This window comes from Sphingorhabdus lacus (assembly GCF_009768975.1).
In the GTDB taxonomy this organism is placed as follows: Bacteria; Pseudomonadota; Alphaproteobacteria; order Sphingomonadales; family Sphingomonadaceae; genus Sphingorhabdus_B; species Sphingorhabdus_B lacus.
Genome location: NZ_CP035733.1, coordinates 874,365 through 895,910 on the forward strand (window position 1 = coordinate 874,365; position 21,546 = coordinate 895,910).

The 21,546-nt window shown below is 55.2% G+C and carries 20 protein-coding genes; 10 read left to right on the plus strand and 10 right to left on the minus strand.

Annotation, left to right across the window (positions count from 1 at the left end; translation table 11 throughout):
- The first annotated feature begins 106 nt into the window (after positions 1-106).
- Positions 107-1,327, plus strand: coding sequence for a 5-aminolevulinate synthase (gene hemA, locus EUU25_RS04040; RefSeq protein ID WP_281347004.1), 1,221 nt, complete (start codon positions 107-109; stop codon positions 1,325-1,327).
- Here hemA and EUU25_RS04045 read toward each other — a convergent pair.
- Positions 1,324-2,301: a threonine ammonia-lyase gene (locus EUU25_RS04045; protein WP_158898520.1), complete on the minus strand. Its 978-nt coding sequence runs from the start codon at positions 2,299-2,301 to the stop codon at positions 1,324-1,326. The genes hemA and EUU25_RS04045 overlap by 4 nt on opposite strands.
- 53 nt (positions 2,302-2,354) lie before the next feature.
- Between EUU25_RS04045 and EUU25_RS04050 the strand changes: the two genes are divergently transcribed.
- From EUU25_RS04050 to EUU25_RS04070, 5 genes are all read left to right on the plus strand, one after another.
- The gene (locus tag EUU25_RS04050; protein WP_158898522.1) at positions 2,355-3,563 is read left to right on the plus strand and encodes a saccharopine dehydrogenase family protein; all 1,209 of its coding nucleotides are present in this window, start codon (positions 2,355-2,357) and stop codon (positions 3,561-3,563) included.
- Positions 3,563-4,717: a carboxynorspermidine decarboxylase gene (locus EUU25_RS04055; protein ID WP_158898524.1), complete on the plus strand. Its 1,155-nt coding sequence runs from the start codon at positions 3,563-3,565 to the stop codon at positions 4,715-4,717. The genes EUU25_RS04050 and EUU25_RS04055 overlap by 1 nt, the downstream gene beginning before the upstream one ends.
- A 128-nt stretch (positions 4,718-4,845) precedes the next feature.
- The gene (locus tag EUU25_RS04060; RefSeq protein ID WP_158898526.1) at positions 4,846-6,051 is read left to right on the plus strand and encodes a type III PLP-dependent enzyme; all 1,206 of its coding nucleotides are present in this window, start codon (positions 4,846-4,848) and stop codon (positions 6,049-6,051) included.
- A 67-nt stretch (positions 6,052-6,118) separates the two neighbouring features.
- On the plus strand, positions 6,119-6,544 hold the full coding sequence (locus EUU25_RS04065; protein WP_158898528.1) for an MAPEG family protein: 426 nt from the start codon (positions 6,119-6,121) through the stop codon (positions 6,542-6,544).
- A 12-nt stretch (positions 6,545-6,556) separates the two neighbouring features.
- Complete coding sequence (locus tag EUU25_RS04070; protein WP_158898530.1) at positions 6,557-7,000, plus strand: MAPEG family protein; 444 nt, start codon at positions 6,557-6,559, stop codon at positions 6,998-7,000.
- Between the two features lies 1 nt (position 7,001).
- Here EUU25_RS04070 and EUU25_RS04075 read toward each other — a convergent pair whose 3' ends face one another.
- The 7 genes from EUU25_RS04075 to EUU25_RS04105 are packed head-to-tail and all read right to left on the minus strand — an operon-like array spanning position 7,002 to position 15,220.
- Entirely contained in the window at positions 7,002-8,207 is a 1,206-nt protein-coding gene (locus EUU25_RS04075) for a class I SAM-dependent RNA methyltransferase (RefSeq protein ID WP_158898532.1), read from the minus strand.
- A 30-nt stretch (positions 8,208-8,237) separates the two neighbouring features.
- Positions 8,238-8,648: a hypothetical protein gene (locus EUU25_RS04080; RefSeq protein ID WP_158898534.1), complete on the minus strand. Its 411-nt coding sequence runs from the start codon at positions 8,646-8,648 to the stop codon at positions 8,238-8,240.
- Positions 8,635-10,356: a dihydroxy-acid dehydratase gene (ilvD, locus tag EUU25_RS04085; RefSeq protein ID WP_158898536.1), complete on the minus strand. Its 1,722-nt coding sequence runs from the start codon at positions 10,354-10,356 to the stop codon at positions 8,635-8,637. The genes EUU25_RS04080 and ilvD overlap by 14 nt, the downstream gene beginning before the upstream one ends.
- Positions 10,357-10,382: 26 nt before the next feature.
- Entirely contained in the window at positions 10,383-11,129 is a 747-nt protein-coding gene (locus EUU25_RS04090; RefSeq protein ID WP_158898538.1) for an N-formylglutamate amidohydrolase, read from the minus strand.
- Positions 11,126-11,962: a 4-(cytidine 5'-diphospho)-2-C-methyl-D-erythritol kinase gene (locus EUU25_RS04095; protein WP_158898540.1), complete on the minus strand. Its 837-nt coding sequence runs from the start codon at positions 11,960-11,962 to the stop codon at positions 11,126-11,128. Before EUU25_RS04095 ends, EUU25_RS04090 begins: the two co-directional genes overlap by 4 nt.
- Entirely contained in the window at positions 11,962-13,557 is a 1,596-nt protein-coding gene (locus EUU25_RS04100; RefSeq protein ID WP_158898542.1) for a tetratricopeptide repeat protein, read from the minus strand. The genes EUU25_RS04095 and EUU25_RS04100 overlap by 1 nt, the downstream gene beginning before the upstream one ends.
- 22 nt (positions 13,558-13,579) lie before the next feature.
- Positions 13,580-15,220 (minus strand): electron transfer flavoprotein-ubiquinone oxidoreductase, encoded by a 1,641-nt coding sequence (locus EUU25_RS04105; RefSeq protein WP_158898544.1) that lies wholly within the window; start codon positions 15,218-15,220, stop codon positions 13,580-13,582.
- Positions 15,221-15,368: 148 nt separating this feature from the next.
- Here EUU25_RS04105 and EUU25_RS04110 point away from each other — a divergent pair, with 148 nt between their 5' ends.
- From EUU25_RS04110 to EUU25_RS04125, 4 genes are read left to right on the plus strand one after another with little or no spacing between them, the layout of a single operon-like run.
- Positions 15,369-16,100 carry a uracil-DNA glycosylase family protein gene (locus tag EUU25_RS04110; protein WP_158898546.1) on the plus strand — a complete coding sequence of 244 codons (732 nt, stop codon included), beginning with the start codon at positions 15,369-15,371 and terminating at the stop codon, positions 16,098-16,100.
- On the plus strand, positions 16,097-17,839 hold the full coding sequence (locus EUU25_RS04115; RefSeq protein ID WP_158898548.1) for a lytic transglycosylase domain-containing protein: 1,743 nt from the start codon (positions 16,097-16,099) through the stop codon (positions 17,837-17,839). The genes EUU25_RS04110 and EUU25_RS04115 overlap by 4 nt, the downstream gene beginning before the upstream one ends.
- Positions 17,826-18,353: a molybdenum cofactor biosynthesis protein B gene (moaB, locus tag EUU25_RS04120; RefSeq protein WP_158898550.1), complete on the plus strand. Its 528-nt coding sequence runs from the start codon at positions 17,826-17,828 to the stop codon at positions 18,351-18,353. The genes EUU25_RS04115 and moaB overlap by 14 nt, the downstream gene beginning before the upstream one ends.
- A 54-nt stretch (positions 18,354-18,407) precedes the next feature.
- On the plus strand, positions 18,408-19,496 hold the full coding sequence (locus tag EUU25_RS04125; RefSeq protein ID WP_425505200.1) for a PA0069 family radical SAM protein: 1,089 nt from the start codon (positions 18,408-18,410) through the stop codon (positions 19,494-19,496).
- Here EUU25_RS04125 and EUU25_RS04130 read toward each other — a convergent pair.
- Both EUU25_RS04130 and EUU25_RS04135 read right to left on the minus strand, forming a co-directional pair.
- Positions 19,493-19,930: a DUF1330 domain-containing protein gene (locus EUU25_RS04130; RefSeq protein ID WP_158898552.1), complete on the minus strand. Its 438-nt coding sequence runs from the start codon at positions 19,928-19,930 to the stop codon at positions 19,493-19,495. The two genes, EUU25_RS04125 and EUU25_RS04130, sit on opposite strands and share 4 nt — an antisense overlap.
- A gap of 2 nt (positions 19,931-19,932) precedes the next feature.
- Positions 19,933-21,531, minus strand: coding sequence for a long-chain fatty acid--CoA ligase (locus EUU25_RS04135; protein ID WP_158898554.1), 1,599 nt, complete (start codon positions 21,529-21,531; stop codon positions 19,933-19,935).
- Between the last annotated feature and the right edge of the window lie 15 nt (positions 21,532-21,546).

A 21,546-nucleotide genomic window follows, 5' to 3' on the forward strand; every position in this document is an offset into this window, starting at 1 on the left:
TATCAGAACGACCGTTATTGCAAGTCGTTCGCGCTGGATTTTTGGATTTTCGGCGATTATGGGCGACTAAATGCTGCCGCGGCAGTGCAAATCGGGGTTATGTTCCGTGAATTATGATGCTGTTTTCGAAAAAGCTATCGATCGTCTCCATGCCGAGGGCCGCTATCGCGTTTTCATAGACATTCTGCGCAATAAAGGCGCTTATCCGAATGCGCGCTGCTTTGCCGGACATAATGGCCCCAAGCCAATCACCGTATGGTGCTCCAATGACTATCTCTGCATGGGTCAGCACCCTAAGGTGATTACCGCAATGGAAGAGGCTTTGCACGACGTAGGTGCCGGATCGGGCGGCACACGGAATATCGGCGGCAACACCCACTACCATATCGAATTGGAACAGGAACTCGCCGACCTGCACGGCAAGGGCAGCGCGTTGCTGTTCACCTCGGGCTATGTGTCGAACGACGCGACCTTGTCGACCTTGGCGAAGGTTTTGCCGGGCTGCATTATCTATTCCGACGAACTCAATCACGCATCGATGATTGCCGGTATCCGCAATGCAGGATGCGAAAAGCGCGTGTGGCGCCATAATGATCTGGCTCATCTTGAAGAGCTGTTGGCCGCCGACGATCCCGAAGCGCCGAAACTGATCGCTTTTGAAAGCGTCTATTCGATGGATGGCGACGTTGCCCCTATCGAAGCCATCTGCGATTTGGCCGACAAGTATAACGCCCTCACCTATTGTGACGAAGTCCATGCCGTTGGCATGTATGGCGCACGCGGCGGCGGCATTACCGAGCGCGACGGGGTAGCGGACCGCGTTACCATCATCGAAGGCACATTGGGCAAGGCCTTTGGCGTGATGGGTGGTTATATCGCCGCCGACCAGAAAATCGTCGATGTCATCCGCAGCTACGCACCAGGCTTCATCTTCACCACGTCGCTTTCACCTGTTTTGGTTGCTGGTGTATTAGCGGCCGTAAAACATCTGAAAGCGTCCAGCGAAGAGCGTGATGCCCAGCAAGCAAATGCGGCCATGCTGAAAACTCTATTTGCCGATGCAGGCCTTCCGGTGATGATGAGCAACACGCACATCGTCCCGTTGATGGTCGGTGACCCGGTCAAGGCAAAGAAAATCAGCGACACCTTGCTGGCGGAATATGGCGTCTATGTTCAGCCGATCAATTACCCGACGGTGCCGCGCGGTACCGAGCGTCTGCGTTTTACACCGGGTCCACAGCATGATGAAACCATGATGCGCGAGTTGACCGATGCCTTGGTGGAAATCTGGGAACGCTTTGAATTGCGTATCGCGCAGGCGGCCTAGCCGATCATCTGAATAAAGGTTTCGCGATCCACATTCCCGCCGGACAGTGTCACGGCGGTGACGGGCTTTAGCGATACCTTTCCAGCCAAAACAGCAGCCAACGCAACGGCACCCCCGGGTTCGACCACAAGGTGCAGTTTTTCAAATGCCAGACGCATGGCGGCCGCGACCTCTTGTGTGGAAACCGACACACCCTTCGAAACCCGGCGCTGAAGGACTTCAAAGTTGATCGGATATGTCTGCGGCGTTTGCAGTGCGTCGCATTGCGTTGGATAGGTCAGGTCCTCGACGGGTAGTATCTTGCCGGCTTCCAAGGAACGGATGATATCATCCCAACCTTCCGGCTCTACAATTACCATCTCCGTATCGGGGCACGCCAAGGAAAGCCCGGCGGCAAGACCGCCGCCACCGCAGCAGGCAACAATCTGGTCAGGACCATCTAGGCCTATGGCACGCAATTGGGCGGCGATTTCCAATCCTGCGCTGCCCTGCCCTTCGATAACCCACGGATCGCCAAAGGCATGCACCAATGTCCCACCATTGCGGTCGATTAGTTCGGAGGCAACGGCGTCGCGGGACTCGGTTGCGCGGTCATAAAGCACGACCGATGCGCCTAATGCGCGCGTGGCGGCCAATTTCATCTTAGGAGCGTTGGACGGCATGACAATGGTCGCCGCGACACCCAAGCGCTTTGCAGCCCAGGCCAAACCTTGCGCATGGTTTCCACTGGAAACGCCGACCACGCCTTTGCGACGCTGATCGTCCGTCAAATCCGTCAAACGATGCCATGCACCGCGAATCTTAAAGGCACCGATCGGCTGGAGCATCTCGGCTTTACACCATATCGTTACACCATCGACCTCCAGCGGCAAAAGTGGCGTTTGCGGCAGGATTGCAGCCACTTTATCCATTGCACGCTGGACACCCGCATGGGTTGGCTTGCGATTTGGCGAGAGCAATTCTTGTTCTGTCATAAAAGGCCCCTATATGCGTGCGCTAACGAATCCCTGATAAAAGGAACGGGCGAATGAGCAAGGTGTTGGTAATTGGCGCAGGCGGCGTTGGTTCGGTAGCGGTCCACAAGATGGCAATGAACCCCGAAATTTTCAGCCATATCAGCCTTGCGAGCCGCACCAAATCGAAGTGCGATGCAATTGCGGATTCGGTAAAGACCCGCACCGGTGTTGTCATCGATACCTATGGATTGGATGCGGATGACATCGCGGCAACCACCGCGCTGCTGAACAATATCAAGCCTGCCTTGGTAGTGAACCTCGCCCTGCCGTATCAGGATCTCAACATCATGGAGGCCTGCCTTGCGGCTGGTGTGCATTATATGGACACCGCCAATTACGAACCTTTGGATGTCGCCAAGTTCGAATATCATTGGCAATGGGCCTATCAGGACCGCTTCAAAGACGCAGGCCTGACCGCGCTGCTCGGGTCCGGTTTCGACCCTGGGGTGACCAGCGTGTTCACCACCTATCTGAAAAAGCATCATTTCGACCGGATCGACACGCTCGACATTTTGGATTGCAATGGCGGTGATCACGGCCAGGCCTTTGCCACCAATTTCAATCCGGAAATCAACATCCGCGAAGTAACGGCGGTTGCGCGGCACTGGGAAAATGGTGAGTGGGTCGAAACCCCGCCCATGGCCGTAAAGCAGAGCTTTGATTTCGAGGCGGTCGGCCCCAAAAACATGTACCTCATGTATCATGAGGAAATCGAAAGCCTCAAAACCCATTTGCCCGAAATCAAGCGCATCCGGTTCTGGATGACCTTCGGCGATGCTTACATCACACATCTCAATGTGCTTCAGGCCGTGGGTATGACGCGGATTGACCCCGTGATGTATGAAGGCAAGGAAATCATTCCGTTGCAGTTTTTGAAGGCAGTTTTGCCTGAGCCTGCCAGCCTTGGTCCAACGACCAAAGGCAAGACCAATATCGGTTGCATTGCGACCGGCCTTGGCAAGGATGGCCAGGAAAAGACGCTCTACATCTACAATATCTGCGACCATGAAGACGCCTATGCCGAGACCGGCAACCAGGCCGTCAGCTATACGACAGGCGTCCCCGCCATGATTGGCGCAGCGATGCTGGTGACTGGTAAATGGTCAGGCGCGGGTGTCTGGAACATGGAACAGTTCGATCCCGATCCCTTCATGGACATGCTGAACGCTCATGGCTTGCCTTGGCAGGTGAAGGAACTCGACGGACCTTTGCAGTTCTAATGGAGACCAAAGCGGGCGATCCCGGTGCTTTTGCGCATTTCGACCTACATCGGGTGCCATCGCCCGCCTTTGTCGTGGACGAAATGGCGATCCGGCGGAATCTTGCTATTCTGGCCGATGTGAAGGCGCGATCGGGAGCCAAGATTTTGGCTGCCATGAAGGCGTTCTCCATGTGGGAACTCGCCCCGGTGATCGCCGAATATCTCGACGGTGTCTGTACGAGCGGCCTATGGGAAGCGCGTTTGGCGAGTGAGAAATATCGCGGCGAAATTGCGACCTATTGCGCGGGCTATAAAGAAGCCGACATGGCGGAGATTGTCGACATCTCGGACCATGTGATCTTCAACAGTCCGAACCAGCACCGCCGCTTTGCCTCTTTCCTGAACGACAGCACCGATGTCGGTTTGCGAATCAACCCCGAACATGCCGAGGGCGAGGTCGCCAAATATGACCCTTGCTCTCCTGGCTCACGCCTCGGTTTTCCTGTCAGTCAGTTGAACGCGGAACATCTCCAAGGCGTGTCCGGCCTGCATTTTCACACGCTGTGCGAACAGGATTTTACTCCACTCAAACGGACATGGGATGCCCTGAAGCCGAAGATCGCGCCCTATTTCAGCCAGATCAAATGGCTTAATTTCGGCGGCGGCCACCACATCACCCGTGCGGATTATCAGCGCGAGGAATTGATCACTTTCCTACAATCGGTTCGGGCCGAAACCGGCCTCGACATTTATTTGGAGCCTGGTGAAGCAATTGCCCTAGATGCAGGGATATTGGTCGGCGAACTGCTCGACGTGTTTGAAAATGGTATAGGCGTCGGGATTACGGACATCAGCGCCACATGCCACATGCCCGATGTCATCGAAGCGCCCTATCGCCCGGCGATGCTTGGCGAACGGGATGACGGCCCTGCGATCCGCCTTGGCGGCCCGTCCTGTTTGGCAGGCGATATCATCGGCGATTACCGTCTGCCCGTATCTGCTGAACCCGGAGCACGGTTCGCCTTCCTTGATCAGGCGCATTATTCCATGGTGAAGACAAACACCTTCAATGGCGTACCTTTGCCCTCCATCTGGCTCTGGAACAGCGCGACAGACGAGCTGAAATGCGTCAAGCAATTCGATTGGACCGAGTTCCGGGACCGGCTCAGCTAAAAAACTACACGAATCGCTTTACAACCCCCCCTGTTTTTCATAATGCGCTCATCCGCTGCCCCAGGGGGACTTCCAATAACCGCAAGGCAGCCTTGTTGTTTCCGTTTATTTTTTGGGGGTCCCTTGAGTTGTACGAGAACACTGACGCACTTGCTGTAGTCCGCGCGCTTCGCCCGGACGAACCAATCACGCTCCTTCGCCCGCACGCTGCAACGCGCGCTGCCCGTTTCTTCGTTGAGAAGTTTCAGGGGAAGTCGCTCTATGCGGTAAAGGCCAATCCCTCACCTGCGCTCCTTGAGTTGCTGTGGAATGCCGGCATCACCCATTTTGATGTCGCATCGCTGGGCGAAGTCCGCTTGGTGAACAAATTCCTGCCCGACGCTAAACTCTGCTTCATGCATCCCGTGAAGTCGGAGCGTGCCATTGCGCAGGCGTACCACAACCATGGCGTGCGGACATTCAGCCTCGACAGCCATGACGAGCTCGAAAAGATCGTTCGGGCCACCAATGGCGCAACAGACCTGGAATTGTGCGTTCGTATCCGCGTTTCGTCCGAACATGCCAAGCTGAGTCTTGCTTCCAAATTTGGCGCTGATCCGTCGGAAGTCGCTGACCTGCTTGTCGCAACCCGTCAGGTTGCGGATGCGCTCGGCATTTGCTTCCACGTTGGTAGCCAAGCCATGACCCCCGCGGCTTTTTCCGAGGCGATGGAGCACGTGCGCGCGGCAATTGTGCAGGCATCCGTAACGGTCGATATCGTCGACGTAGGGGGCGGGTTCCCCTCCGTGTATCCGGGCATGGAGCCTCCCCCGCTCGAATCCTATTTTGACGTCATCCACGACGCATTCGAAGATCTTCCCATCAGCTATTCGGCTGAATTATGGTGTGAACCGGGTCGGGCTTTGTGCGCTGAATATGCTTCACTGTTGGTGCGCGTGGAAAAGCGTCGCGGAAGTGAGCTTTACATCAATGACGGTGCATATGGCTCGCTGTTTGACGCCGCCCATGTTGGCTGGCGCTTCCCTGTCCAATTGCAGCGTTCGGATACCTCGATCGGTACGCAGATGGCAGAGTTCAGCTTCTATGGCCCCACATGCGACGACATGGACCATATGGCAGGACCTTTCGTCCTCCCTGATGACATTCAGGCGGGCGACTATATCGAAGTCGGCATGCTGGGTGCTTATGGTTGTGCCATGCGTACAGAATTCAACGGCTTTGGAGAAACCGAAACCGTGGTGGTAGAAGATGAGCCTATGGCAACTCTTTATTCCAGGTCGGCTGCCAATGATGTCGGCCTTACAAACCGCCAAGCTCGGGCCTCCAAAAAATAGGTTGCAATTGACAATTGAATGGCTGTGACGCACCCTCCTCAATGTTCGTAATTGAGGAGGGAAATCTATGGACATGTCAATATTAACACCGGCTGCGGTGTTGGTTCTATGGTCGTTGATCATGTTGTTCTGGCTGGCCTATGCGCGATTCAGCGCGGCCGCAAAGCTCGGCAATTCAGAGCCTGTGGCACCAGGGCTCCGCGGTCAGGATATTGACCCCAAGCTTCCCCCGTCGGCCGCATGGAAGTCGCATAACTATGCACATTTGATGGAACAGCCGACAATATTCTATCCGACTGTTTTCATCCTGTTTTTGACGGGCACTGCCACGCCGGTCACCGTCATCATGGCATGGGCTTATGTGATCTTACGCATCATCCATTCCGTCTATCAATCGACGGTAAACAAGGTGATGGTCCGTTTTGCGATCTTTTTAGCATCAACATTGTGCCTGCTGTTTCTGGCGGTGCACGCTGTACTCGCAACCATTTAGGGGGGGGAAACAATGACAAGTGCAATTTTAGAACCAGTGGTCGCGCTGGCCGTATGGACAATGATTGTCTGGATATGGATGTACGCAACGCGAATCCCTGCCATGAACCGCGCAGGTATCGACGGCGTGAACATGGTCGGGTCTACAGGTGGCGGCCTTCGAAGCGATTTGACCGCAAAGGGCGAGGTCAAGGCATCTTGGGTGGCCGATAACTACAACCATCTTCATGAGGCTCCCACAGTCTTTTACGCGATATCTATTGTCCTTGCGTTCATAGGACAGGGTGACGGCCTGAACGCAACCATCGCCTGGGCTTATGTCGGCTTACGCGTTGCGCACAGCTTGGTGCAGATATTGGTCAACCGCGTTGTCGTGCGGTTCCTGCTATTTGTGTTGTCTACTTTGGCGCTGATGATGCTGGTGACACATGCCGCGATGGCAGTCTTGCTGCATTAAGTCAGGCTGACCGGCTGAAATGGCCAACAAGCTCGATATGGGTTGACCAGCGGAATTGTCCCACGGGCCAAATCCGCTGCAATCCATATCCGGCAGACACCAAGGTTTTGGCGTCGCGTGCAAAGCTCGCAGGATTGCAGCTTACATAAGCTATGTCGGGAACCTTTGAGGCCGCTAATTGGGCAACCTGCTCTTTGGCACCCGCACGCGGAGGATCGAGGATTACAGCCTCGAATTTGTTCAACTCCTCATTGCTCAACGGTCTCCGGAACAGATCGCGGTGTTCGGCAAACACCGATCTACCCGCCCGACCCGCAGCTGCTTTCAAGCCCGCAATTGCTTCACGATCAGCTTCGCCCGCATATATTTTTCGGCGGGCATCGAATGAAAGCGCAAATGTCCCCAAGCCGGCAAACAGATCCGCGATGATGTTCTTTGCGCCGACAACGTGATGGACGGCCGCAATCAGTGTCGTTTCTCCATCCGGCGTCGCTTGCAGAAACCCATAAGGTGGATAGGCGACAGCGACGCCGCCTAAAGTAACGGTAACGGGCTCAGGTTCCCAGAAAGGCACCGGGCCATAACCTTCATCGAGCGACACACGGGCGAGACCGTTTGCCTTAGCAAATTCTGAAAGCGCCTCATGTGTATCAAGGTCATTTGCGATCCAGTTTTCGATGAGCACATCGATACCCTGGTCAACAATGGCCAACTTGATCTGGACTTGCCGCGCACGGTTCAGCCGGGGGGCAAGCAATTCCCGCAGTGGCTTGAGCAGCGCAAACAACTGCGGCGCCATGACGTCACACTGGCGCAGGTCAATGATACGATGGCTTTTTTCCGTACTGAATCCGAGCTGCAGTTGTTTTCCGGCCCATGCCGATCGCACAGCAACGCGACGCCGCGTCGAGGGCGGTGACAGATGAACCGGCATTATTTCGCCGATATCGACTTGCTGCGTGGCAAGGGCATGCGACACCCTATCCGCAATAAATGTCCGGAGACTTTCTTCGTCGAGATGCTGCAACTGGCATCCGCCGCATAACGGAAAATGCTGGCACGGCGGCGTGGCATGATGTGGTCCATGGATCAATCCACCCATGGGATCAAGTATATCGCCCGGTGCGGCATGCGCGACATAACGGCCATCGGCGGTCACGCCATCGCCACGTGCAGCTACTCTGATAATTTCTTCGCTAACGGTCATAGCGCCCCATGCCCGTGAAGGCGTCGGCAATCAACCTGCGTCTTTATCCTGACTGGCTTCAGTTCCCTTTATCAGTGCAGGAAGCCGGTATTTGTCGTCGCCAGAGCGCACCTCGATCATCCCGCTATCCAGCAGCGTAATACGTGTCTCATCAAACCCGTCCGCAGGGGCAAGCCCCCGGCCATCGGTCAAAATATCAAAACGGCGGAAGCCACCGTCCGGATGACGGATAACGAGTATCTTACCTTCATCGCTCACGATCTGCTCGGTCGTGCAAACACGCTCGAAAGAATCGGAACCTGCAAGGGCGCATTCGACTTTGCCGGCTTGGGCGGCCTGCTCGGCGGCCTCGCGTTCAGCCTGACTAAGGTCATCGCCGCCGTTACAGGCGGCGAGTGTAAGGGCCACGGCCAGGAATAGTGCCGACTTAAATGTCTGCATAAACATGGGTCTCTGCGCTGCCGCCCGGATGTGTCACGGCACCCTGATATGCAGGGCCAACATTCTGGGCATAGCGCCACAAAGCGCCGGATGCGTAGTCTGTTGACCGTGGCTTCCAGTTTTTGCGGCGCTCTTCGAGGATTTCTGGCGCTACGTTCAGATCAATGACACCCAAATCTGCGTCGATCACGATTTCATCGCCATCTTCAATAAGGGCAATGGGACCACAGTCGGCAGCTTCAGGCCCAACATGGCCGATGCAGAAACCACGGGTAGCCCCTGAGAAACGTCCATCTGTAATCAGGGCAACTTTTTCACCCATGCCCTGCCCGTAGAGCGCAGCCGTCGTCGACAGCATCTCGCGCATGCCGGGACCGCCCTTTGGTCCTTCGTAGCGGATCACGATGACGGAGCCTTCACGTATCTGGCGCGCTTCCACGGCTGCGAAGCAATCTTCCTCGCAATCGAAAACCTGCGCAGGCCCGGTGAATTTAAGGCGCTCCATCCCTGCGACCTTCACAATCGCACCTTCAGGTGCCAGCGATCCACGCAGACCTACAACCCCGCCGGTTGGCGTGATAGGAGCATTGGCGGGGTAGATCACCTTCTGGCTCGGGTTCCATGTAATCTCGGCGATATTTTCGCCAAGCGTCTTGCCGGTCACCGTCATGCATTCGCCGTGCAGCAACCCTTCATCGAGCAGCGATTTCATCAGCATATACACGCCGCCTGCATCATACATATCACGCGCTACAAACTGGCCGCCCGGTTGCAGGTCGGCCATATAAGGTGTGGTCTTGAAAATCTCGGCGACGTCAAACAGGTCAAACGAAATACCAGCCTCATGCGCCATAGCGGGCAGATGAAGAGCACCATTTGTCGAACCGCCCGTCGCCGCAACAATGCGCGCCGCGTTTACGAACGCTTCACGTGTGCAGATATCGCGCGGCCGGATATTTTTGGCGAGCAAGTCCATAACCTGCACGCCAGCGGCATGGGCAATTTGGTCGCGGGTTGAGTAAGGTGCGGGGGCCATGTTGCTATTGGGCAAAGAAAGGCCAATCGCCTCCCCTACGCATGCCATTGTGTTGGCCGTATACTGCCCTCCACATGCGCCATGCCCTGGGCAAGCAACACGCTCCAGTTCCTCGACCTCGGATAAGGGACAAGCACCGGCTGCATATTTTCCGACGACCTCAAAAACGTCTTTTACTGTGACGTCCTTGTCCCGGTAGCGCCCGGGAAGGATGGAGCCGCCATAGACAAAGATGGATGGCACATTCAGCCGCAACATGGCCATCATCATGCCGGGAAGCGATTTGTCGCAGCCTGCAAAACCCACCAGCGCGTCGTAGCAATGACCGCGAACGGAAAGCTCGACCGAATCCGCGATGACTTCGCGGCTGATCAAGGACGACTTCATACCCTGATGGCCCATCGCAATGCCGTCGGTGACGGTGATCGTGTTAAACCGGCGGGGCATACCCCCGCCCTGCTCGACACCCTTGCGGGCGATATCCGCCTGCGCATCAAGTGTTGTGTTGCATGGCGCACTATCATTGCCTGCAGAAACGACGCCAACGAACGGACGCGCGATTTCCTCCGCGGTCAGACCCATGGCATAATAATAGCTGCGGTGCGGCGCGCGCTCGGGCCCTACCGAGACATGACGGCTGGGCAATTTCGATTTGTCAAATTGATGCGGCATTTTGAACTCCTGATACAGGCGCGCCTCTATGGCTTTTGCAGCCCCAAGCCAAGCTTTTCTGAAACATAATGGCACATTTCGATCAGAACGCGTGCGAATCTTTCCTGCCCTGATGGATGGTTCACCTCGTTCTGGCGTAGTTCGATACCGATATAGGGTATGCCATTGGCTTCCGCATGCCGGTTCATCGTCGCATTCAAAACCTTGCCAGAATAGGGCAATTGATCACCGACGCAGATGCCGGCCGCTTCCAGAAATGCGATCGCATGTTTGGAGGGTAGTTCAGTTTCATTATACAATACCCCGACCTCCCACGGACGGAGTTCCTCAGGACGACTAGCCAACGACGGCGTAAAGCTGTGTAGCGACAATATCAGCGCCGGACGCTGTTCCTGTAAAATTGATGATAGTCGGTCATGATAAGGCGTAAAATGCCGCCAAATCCGCTCGTCTCTCTTCTCGGGCGACAAATCATTTCCTGGAATGACAAGGCCATCGCTTTGCGCAGGTACAACATCGGTATCAGTGGGATACCGGTTAAGGTCCGTGACCAAGCGCGATACATTCCCCAGAAATGCGGCGCACGGGTAATGGGAAACGATGAGCTCTGCCACTTCGGCAACGCCGATGTCCCAGGCGATATGTCGTCTTAGCTCCGGCGCCGCGATTCCGAGATCGACGTCGTGCGGAACATGATTGGACGCGTGGTCCCCGATAATTAGAAGACGGTTTCGTTCGGGTTGACCCAATATCCGAAAAGGCAGTTCGCTCATCGCAAACGTCCTGTCATTGTCCACCAGTCGGGATGCCGACTAGCAACTTCAGCAGCGGAACGCTGAAGGGTTTCGGCATCATCAAATAGCCCGAAGCAGGTCGCGCCCGATCCGGACATACGCGCGACAAGCGGCTTAGCTTCTCTAAGTTCCTGCAAGATAATTCCGATTTGCGGACAGATTTTCAGCGCCATCGGCTCAAGATCGTTTCGTCCATCCTGCAATATGGATCGCGCTGAACCCTCCGGCATCGGTCCGCGGTCGACACCATCCCAGGCCTTGAATACTGGTCCGGTAGCCACGGAGATATTGGGATTTACGAGCAGACAGTGCAATCCGCTGACATCATTCTCGATTGGTTCAAGCAACGTGCCTGTTCCGCGGCCAACGACGGGCAGACTGTCGATACAGGCCGGCACATCTGCCCCCAATTGGGCAGCGATCGCATGCAGCTCATCTGTACTTAGCGGTACTTCACACTTGTCGTTCAAAAGCCGAAGTGCCGCGGCGGCATCTGCTGACCCTCCGCCCAATCCGGCAGCAATGGGTAGCCTTTTGTTCAACCGGAAGGCCACAGGCGGCACTACTCCATTGCGATGCAGTTTCGCTGCACGATAGATCAGATTAGTCTCATAATCTTCGTCGGCCAGATTGCGTCCAAATGGCCCTTCAAGATCGAGTGAGAACTGCTCTGACGGCTCCATCCAAAGGGAGTCGCCCTGATCCAGAAACGCAAAAACCGTTTCCAGTTCATGATAGCCATCCGCACGCCGTTTACGGACATGCAGCGCCAAATTTATCTTGGCAAATGCCGTCGCATGGGAAGTCCCCATTATGGCTTGCGCCCATTCAATCCAATGTCAATTTTGCGCGACAGCCGTTCCGCGGTTTCACCTTCCGTGCCGTAGCTTGCAATCCGCCACGCATAGCGGGCGTCGCGGCGACGGCCGACCGCCCAATATACATCCCCGAGATGTTCATTGATCGCAATGTCCGGTCCTGCCGCTTTTGCCGCCTTTTCGAGCAACGGAAGTGCCAGTGCCGTATTTCCCTGAAGATAATAGGCCCAACCAAGCGAATCGATAATCGCGCTCGAATCCGGATTGATTTCATAGGCGCGCTTCACCAGCGTAAAGGCCTTTGCCTTGTCTCCGCCCCGTTCCAGCAAGGCATACCCCAGATAATTCAATCCTTGCGCATTATTGGGGTCGGCAATCAGAAGCTTTTCCAGTTCAACTTTCGCTGCAGGCCAATCATTTGCCTGATCCAGCGCAGAGGCGAGCAGCAGCCGGTAACTGGCTTGTTGGCGCGGTGGTAACGCGGCAAAATCATCGGACTGCGTCATCGACCTATAAATCGAAACGACCTCCGCCGTGCTTCCTTGTGCCTGCAACGCGCGCGCGCGCAGCAATTGTGTGGCAACCGATTTCGGGTTCCGATCCATTTCCGATTTGGTCAGGCTGAGAGCATTTTCGACCTGGCCCGCACCGATCAAGTAATCGACGCGCTTTTCAAACGCTGAAAAATATAGAGGCGATTCGACCGGAACGGTTGCGAGCAACTGCAATGCCTCAGACAACAATCCATTGGCATGTAAAGCATGCGTAAGCGCCAATTTCATTTCCGCACGATCCGGGGCCAGCCATGTCGCGATGCGCGCCAACACAAGCCCTTCTTCTGGCTGGTTCTGTTCGGCCAGAGCTGCGGATATGCGGGCATAGAAAGCAGCAAGACCGATGTCTGGCGACAGCGCCGTCCCTGTTTTGGGCGCTGATGGCGTCATGGCAGAAGAGCCAGCGGCTGCGCGCATGAGGGCTTGCGCGAAGACCGGATCACCCTTGGGTCCCGACAAGGTTTCCGCACCTGCCAACAGGACGTTGCGGACATAATCGCCGGACTGAGATGCGATTGACCGCAATCCCAGCTTTGCTTTCGCCAATCGACCTGTTGCCAGATCAAAATAGATACGCTGATCGGTTGAATAATAGGCAAGCACGCCATTTACCGCAGGGTCGACTTCGGCAAATTCCGGCGCATCACCCCGCCGGATCAATACCCACTGCTTCAATACAGGCGACATGAACGCCAGACTTCCGCGCGAAGCCAACTCGTCGGCTGCCAAATCCGCCATATCATGATTACGTTGCCGCCACGCATCGGCAAATAACAAGAGCGCGGTTTCTGCAGTCCCTTGTTTGGCCAGCGACCGCGCTCGCGCCGCCCGGACGGCCGCCGGCATATCACCTGCACGAATAGAGGCGTCAAACAGACGGTCTGCGAGAATATCGCTTTCGGGAATTCGCGCCTGAAGCTTAAGATAGCCTTGCACCGCAAGGCGATCCTGCTCCCCGATTTCGGCAACACGCGCCGCGACATATTGGTCGGCGAAACTTTCGGTTTTCGCCTGGGCGACGATTGGCAAAGCCAATAATGCGACGCCCAGCGAAGTTTTACATATTTGGATAATTTGGCCCACCGCCACCCTCCGGAGATACCCAATTGATATTCTGGTTCGGGTCTTTGATGTCGCAGGTTTTGCAATGGACGCAATTTTGTGAATTGATCTGGTAGCGCGGTTCTTTTCCGGCTTCTTCGATCCACTCATAAACGCCCGCGGGGCAATAACGTGTTGAAGGTCCTGCAAATTCGTCAAATTCGCTGCTCTTTTGCAGTTCAAGGTTCTTGACCTGCAAGTGCACCGGCTGATCTTCTGCATGGTTAGTGTTTGACAAAAATACGGATGACAGCCGGTCAAAACTGAACACACCATCGGGCTTGGGATATTCAATAGGTGTAGCCGCAGCCTTCTTTTTCAACGCTTTGTGATCGGGATGATGCTTCATCGTAAACGGCATTTTGATCCCGAAATTCTCGAGCCACATATTCATGCCCGACAACATCGTTCCCCAGAAATTGCCATATTTTTCTACCAGCGGGAGAACGTTACGCACAATGCTCAATTCCTTGTAGATCCAGCTATTTTCATAACCGCTCTGATAGGCAACAAGTTCGTCATGCTCCCGTCCTGCCGATAACGCCTCAATCGCAGCATCGGCCGCCAGCATGCCGGATTTCATCGAGGTATGCGTACCCTTGATGCGGGGCACGTTCAGGAAACCCGCGGTGCATCCGATCAATGCGCCGCCCGGGAATGTCAGCTTTGGTACTGACTGGAAGCCGCCGTCGCTGATCGCGCGTGCGCCATAGGAAACACGCTTTCCACCTGTCAGGATCTTCTTAATCTCCGGGTGGGTTTTCCAGCGCTGTAGTTCTTCAAATGGCGACAGATAGGGATTGGAATAATTCAGCCAGACAACAAAGCCCAATGCGACCTGATTATTCGCCTGATGATATAGAAACGCTCCGCCATTGGCGTCGCTCAGGGGCCAGCCCTGACTGTGGATGACACGGCCCGCATGATGCTGCTCAGGCGGGATGTCCCACAGTTCCTTGATCCCGATGCCGTAAACCTGCGGGTCCGAATTGGCATCAAGCGCAAATTTCGGCTTTAGTTGCTTCGTTAGATGCCCCCGCACACCTTCAGCAAAAAACGTATATTTCGCATGCAATTCCATGCCCGGCATATAATCGGCCTTGTGGCTACCATCACGGGCGATGCCCATGTCACCGGTGGCCACGCCCTTAACCGATCCATCATCATTGTAGAGGATTTCGGCGGCCGAAAATCCCGGGAAGATTTCCACGCCCATATTTTCGGCTTGCCCTGCCAGCCAACGGCAAAGATTGCCGAGCGAACCGGTATAGGTCCCCTTGTTATGCATGAACCCCGGAGTCAGGAAGTGCGGCACATTGAACTTGCCCGTTTTGGTCATCACCCAATGCTGGTTATCGTTAACCGGCACTTCGGCAAGAGGGCAGCCTTGATCGCGCCAATCCGGAATTAGTTCGTCCAAAGCCTTGGGGTCAATGACGGCACCAGACAGGATATGAGCGCCGACTTCGGAACCTTTTTCCAGGATGCAAACGCTGGTATCGGGGGATTTCTGCTTTATCCTGATCGCTGCGGAAAGACCCGCTGGCCCTGCCCCGACTATGACCACGTCATAAGGCATCGATTCCCGTTCACTCATCGCCTTTTTCCTTTACCCCATCATCTATTCAGGCCATCCTGATTACCGAACAGCTTGTGGAATATTGCCATGCCAAGCAATTGACCCCGCCGTCAACCGGTGACTGAAGGGAAATATGGAGCAACAGGGGCAATTTAACGCATCCCGCATGTTTGAATCGCTTAATGGGTGGTGGAAACTAGCGGGTGTAGACAGTGCGGTAGACGAATTGCCGGTTAACTGGCTGGAGGTCGGGGCACGCAACGAATCTGTTGGGAACCAGCAGCCCCCGACGCAGGCCACTCAAGTCGTCGCTAAAGCTGCGCCAAGCGAACCAGCTATTGAATGGCCGAATGATATCGAAGGCGTGCGACAGAAGGTTGTCTCCGGCGCTCCATTGCCGGGCAACAGTTTTGGCTCCAGATATATGCCTTCCGTTGGTCCTTCCCACCCGGATGTGATGATTGTGTCCGATGTACCGGATCCGGATGATTTGGATCTAGGCTCGCTGCTGAACGGCGCCAACGGGCAATTACTGAGGCGTATGATGCATGCCATCGGCGTAGATATTGATAAATGCCATTGGGCCATTCTCGCGACGACGCGACCATCAACCGGTGAAATTCCGGAAACCGAATTTGCGGGCCTGGCCAAGTTCATGCTGCATCAGCTTCAGCTTGTGAGACCGAAGTCGGTCATCCTGCTCGGTTCAACGGCAAGTTATGCTCTGCTCGGCGAAGAACTGATGAAAGCCCGGCAAAATTTAGGAAATATTAACCATGGCGGCATCACCTTGCCGGTACTGACGACATTTCATCCGCGGACCCTTATCGCAAGACCTGCCTTGAAAGCGCAGGCGTGGCGGGATTTGCAGATGTTCGCAAAAAGGTCCCAAGTGTGAAAAAAATCCGACTGGCAATTTTTGCAACGACGCTAATTCCTTTATCCGCTGCTCACGCGAATACGAGTGAAGGCTTTCGTGCGATCGTTTCCGCTCAGCCAGCCCCGACCGTTTTAAACAGCAGTGAGAGACAAGCCTTCACTGCTATTTATCAAGCTATCAAAGCCCAGAAATGGGACGAAGCCGAAAAGCTGATCGATAAAGCGCCGCAAGGTCCGATGGCCGCAATGGCACGGGCTGAATATTATCTGGCTCCCAACAGTCCGAAGGTCGACGCCGAACGCTTACAAGCACTATTGCAAAGCGCACCGTATTTGCCGCAGGCTGAACAACTGGCTGCGATGGCGAAAAAGCGGGGAGCGGACGCCTTGCCGGATCGCCCCGGGATTCGCCGTTTCTCTTGGCTCGGTGGAGCACCCAAGAGGGACCTTCCCGCGAATGCAGCCAGCGATTCCTTGCGCAGCGAACTGCAGGTTTTTATCAAGAATGATGATCCTGCGTCCGCCGAACGGATATTGGAAAGCAAGGCAAACGATCTCACAACCGATGCGCTGACAGAATTGCGCTACCGCGTGGCGTGGTCCTACTATATCGAAAATGATGACCAGTCGGCCAAACGCCTTGCTGGTGTCGCACGCGCTGCCGGAGGTGAGTGGGCGACACAAGCGTCATGGGCTTATGGCTTGGCATCCTGGAGGCTCAAAGATTATGCCGCGGCCTTTGAAGCTTTTGACAGCGTCGCACGGCTAGCCTCGAACGATGATCTGAAAGCCGCTGGACTTTTTTGGAGTGCGCGGGCGGCCATGGCGGCAAAACAGCCACAACAGGTTCAGCCGCGCATGCAATATGCCGCTAAATTGCCAGAAACTTTTTACGGCCTGTTGGCGAGCGAATCCCTCGGGATGGAGCCCATCGCCAGGAAAGCAGCTAAGATTTCCAAACTCGACTGGAATGCCCTCAAAGACCAGCAAAATGCCCTCCTTGCCGTGGCACTTACCGAAGTCGGCCAAACCAAGCTGGCGGATGAAGCCCTTCGGCATCAGGCGAAAATCGGCGATGCTCGCCAACATGCCAATCTTGCGCAACTCGCCGGTTCGCTCAATCTGGCATCAACCCAATATTGGATGGGACATTACGGCCCGTCACGCGACCAAAGCAATGCGATGGCCCGCTATCCTATGCCCAATTGGGAGCCAACAGGTGGCTGGCGCGTGACGCCTTCACTCGTCTATGCCCATGCTCTTCAGGAATCCACGTTCCGAACCGATGTCGTAAGCCCGGCAGGTGCACGGGGATTGATGCAAGTTCGTCTCGGAACTGCGCAAGACATCGCGCGCGCACGCGGCAATAGCTTTGTTGCTTCGGAACTCGACCGTCCTTCGGTCAATCTGGAATATGGGCAATCTTATCTCGAAAAACTGCGCGACATGCCCTCGACAGGCGGCTTACTGCCCAAGGTAATCGCAGCCTATAATGCCGGGCCAACGCCGCTCGCCCGTTGGAATATGGAGATACGTGACAATGGCGATCCGCTGCTTTTCGTTGAATCCATCCCCTATTGGGAGACGCGCGGTTATGTTGCGATTATTTTGCGCAACTACTGGATTTACGAAATGCGCGAAAACAAGGCATCCGGAAGCCTCAAAGGTCTAGCCCAATATCTCTGGCCGAATTTTCCGGATGGTAATGGCAATGTTCTGGCCCGGCGTATGACGGGAGGCTCCATTGCCTCTCGATGAAAGCCGGCTTTTCAAACCAGTCAACATTGCGTTGTTGACGGTATCGGACACCCGCACAACAGAAGACGATACAAGCGGAAACATTTTGGCCGAGCGCATCACAGCCGCTGGACACAAAATTGTTGAACGCGCGATCCTGCGCGATGATGTCGCACTATTGACCGCTCGTTTGCACAACTGGATCGATGATGACCGCATCGATGTTGTCATCTCGACCGGGGGAACCGGGCTTACAGGGCGCGACGTTACGCCTGAGGCGCTGGATCGCGTAAAGTCGAAAGATATACCGGGCTTTGGCGAACTATTTCGCTGGCTCAGTTTCGCCTCGATCGGAACGTCTACAGTTCAATCGCGGGCCTGTGCGGTCTTGGCACGAGGCACCTACATCTTCGCGCTGCCTGGTTCCAATGGCGCGGTTAAAGATGGCTGGGACCAGATTTTGGTCCATCAACTCGACAGCCGCCACCGGCCATGCAATTTTGTGGAACTAATGCCGAGGTTGCGCGAAATTTAAAAATTCGCGCTATTTGTTCTTTATTTGTTCTATGCATTCTGCCATGACAGCGGAGTGTCAAAGCCCATATCTTCTAGTCCTGTCTCCGGCAGAGGCGCAGGTGAAAACCGGGTTCCCGTCAGGTTCAACTTACCGGACCGACAACCGGATGGCGATTGGCTCGACGAACGGGAGTGGCAGGACGGTGGCGTTCCACGCTTGCGCACTACCGTTACCGAAGAACATCCCAAATCCATCCTCAGTTTCAACGCATCGCCGGATATACCCTTTGATCGTTCGGTGAACGCCTATCGTGGCTGCGAACATGGATGCATCTACTGTTATGCTAGGCCAAGCCATGCGTTTCACGATCTGTCGCCTGGGTTGGATTTTGAAAGCCGGCTATTTGCAAAGCCACAAGCAGCCTCATTACTGCGCAAGACGCTCGCCAAACAGGGCTATCGCCCTGCCCCAATAGCTATTGGAACAAATACTGATCCGTACCAACCCATCGAGCGGACATACCGGATCACGCGCCAGATATTGGAGGTCATGGTCGAAACACGGCATCCGATTGTGATAACCACAAAATCGGCCAAGGTTGTGGAAGACATTCCGCTACTCGCCGATTTGGCGAAAGACAATCTGACTGGTGTTGCGTTATCGGTGACAACGTTGGACGGGAAACTTGCCCGAATATTGGAGCCCAGGGCATCGACTCCGCAAAAGCGGCTCGAAGCAGTACGGCTTCTCGCAGATGCGGGTATATATGTTCATGTGAACATAGCGCCAATTATTCCAGGGATTACCGACACCGAAATTGAAGCGCTCGTGGCGGCTGCTGCGGAATATGGCGCACAAAGCGTATCCTGGATACCGATCCGGTTACCGCACGAAGTGGCACCCCTGTTCCGCAAGTGGCTCGACACCCATTTCCCGGATCGCGCATCAAAGGTCATGAACATCATCCGTGACTTGCGCGGCGGCAAAGATAATGATCCCGCTTTTTTTAGCCGTATGCGCGGGTCAGGTTCTTGGGCGGAATTGATCCGGGCGCGGATGCGTATCGCCAAAAGCAGACACGGATTGGGTTCGTCTAAATGGTCGGTACGAAGCGACCTGTTTACGCCGCCCAATGTGAGCGGACAACTCAACCTCTTTTAACCGAAGGTCGTGTCGTCGCCTTCAAGTGGCTTAAAACGAATAAGCCGACTGGTCTGCACGGCAGCCTGGCGGTTTATGACGGCTTTGCGATAGTCGGGGTCGGTCACCATTTCCAGAAACGCGGCGCTATTGGGATAGTAAGCAATGAATACGGAGTCCCACTGATTTTCCTGCGGCCCGGTTACCATGACCTCCATTTTGCCACGCCAAATAATCTTTCCGCCTACACGCTGGAAAATAGGACCGCTAGTTTTTCCATATTCTTCATAGGCCCGCGCGCCGCTCCAACCCTGACCTGCATTCGGGTGATCTTCGGGATAGACGGCATTTTCATTAAAGCGCAGTAGATTGAGCATGTTGATGGGTTCATCGCGCGGAAGCTGTTTGAACAGGTCAAATGCTTCGCGTGTCGGATCGATATAGCTGTCGGCCATGCTCAATCCTCCAACACAAAATCTTTGAATTGCTGGCGCAAGGCAACTTTTTGAATTTTGCCTGTTCCTGTGTGCGGCAGTTCATCAACGAACAAAACGCGGTCGGGCATCCACCATTTCACGATCCGTTCGGCGAGATAGGATTTCACTGTCTCCTCATCCACCTCAGCTCCGAGCTTCTTCACGGCGATCAGAACCGGACGCTCGTCCCATTTTGGATGCGGTACGCCAATAGCACCCGCCTCAGCGATACCGGGGCACCCAACGGCAATATTCTCAAGTTCGACCGAGCTGATCCATTCACCGCCCGATTTGATGACATCCTTTACGCGGTCGGTAATTTGCATGGTGCCATCAGGGTGCAGGACTGAAACATCGCCGGTATCGAACCATTGATCCGGATCGACAGCATCATCCTCAGCCTTGAAGTAGCGTTTGATGACCCAAGGACCGCGTATTTGCAGCGCGCCCGAGGTGACGCCATCACGCGGGGCGACGTTGCCGTCCTTGTCGATCACGCGCAATTCTACGCCGAAGGGCACCCTGCCCTGCTTGCACACGACATCAATCTGCTCATCAAGAGTCAACTCATCCCAATTGGGCGTTGGCGAACCCATTGTCCCGATCGGCGACGTTTCGGTCATGCCCCATGCGTGGCTAACGCGCACGCCGGACTTCATCAGGCGTTCGATCATCGCACGCGGTGCGGCAGAGCCACCGATTGTGACCAATCTCAGCTTGCCAAGAGAAGCGGAACGTCCAGCGGCCGCCTCAGCATCCAGATGGCCAAACATGGCCAACCAAACCGTTGGAACGCCCGCGCTGTGTGTGACACCTTCCTCCAACATCAATTTATGGAGGATCGGGGCTTCATTAGTCGTCGAGAACACAAATTTAACGCCCGCGGCTGCGCCGGCAAAGGGTAATCCCCAACTCGCTGCATGGAACATCGGTACAATAGGAAGAAGCGTGGCCTGCGGGCTCAAATCGAAAACCGATGGCGCGATTTCGGCCATCGCATGCAACATCGTCGATCGGTGTTGGTAAAGAACACCCTTCGGGTTACCTGTCGTGCCGCTTGTATAGCACAGCATGCACGGGTCGCGTTCGTCACCGGTGGCCCATCCATAATTGCCATCCTGCGCTGCCAGCAATGCGCCATAGCTCGAAGCATCATCAAAAACGATGTAATGCTCCACTGTTTTCAAGTGCGGCTTCAGCCTGTCGACGATAGGCTGGAACGCAGCGTCGTACATCAGGACTTTGTCTTCGGCATGGTTCATGATGTAGATCAGGTCTTCATCGAACAAGCGGATATTTACAGTATGAATAACGCCGCCAAAACCGATTGCCCCGTACCAGGCCGCCAGATGACGGTGGTGGTTCATGGCAAAAGTCGCGATCCGGTCACCTTTTTGCAGTCCGAAACCGGCAAACGCCTGCGATAGCTTGCGCGCCTCGGTCGCAACACTTGCCCAGTTGGAACGCTCAATGCTCCCGTCGGCCCAGCGTGTCACGATTTCCCGCGTTCCATGCTCCCGCGCTGCATAATCGATCAGGTGCGTTACCCTTAAATCCCAATCCTGCATGGTGCCGCGCATGGCTCTCTCCTCTGA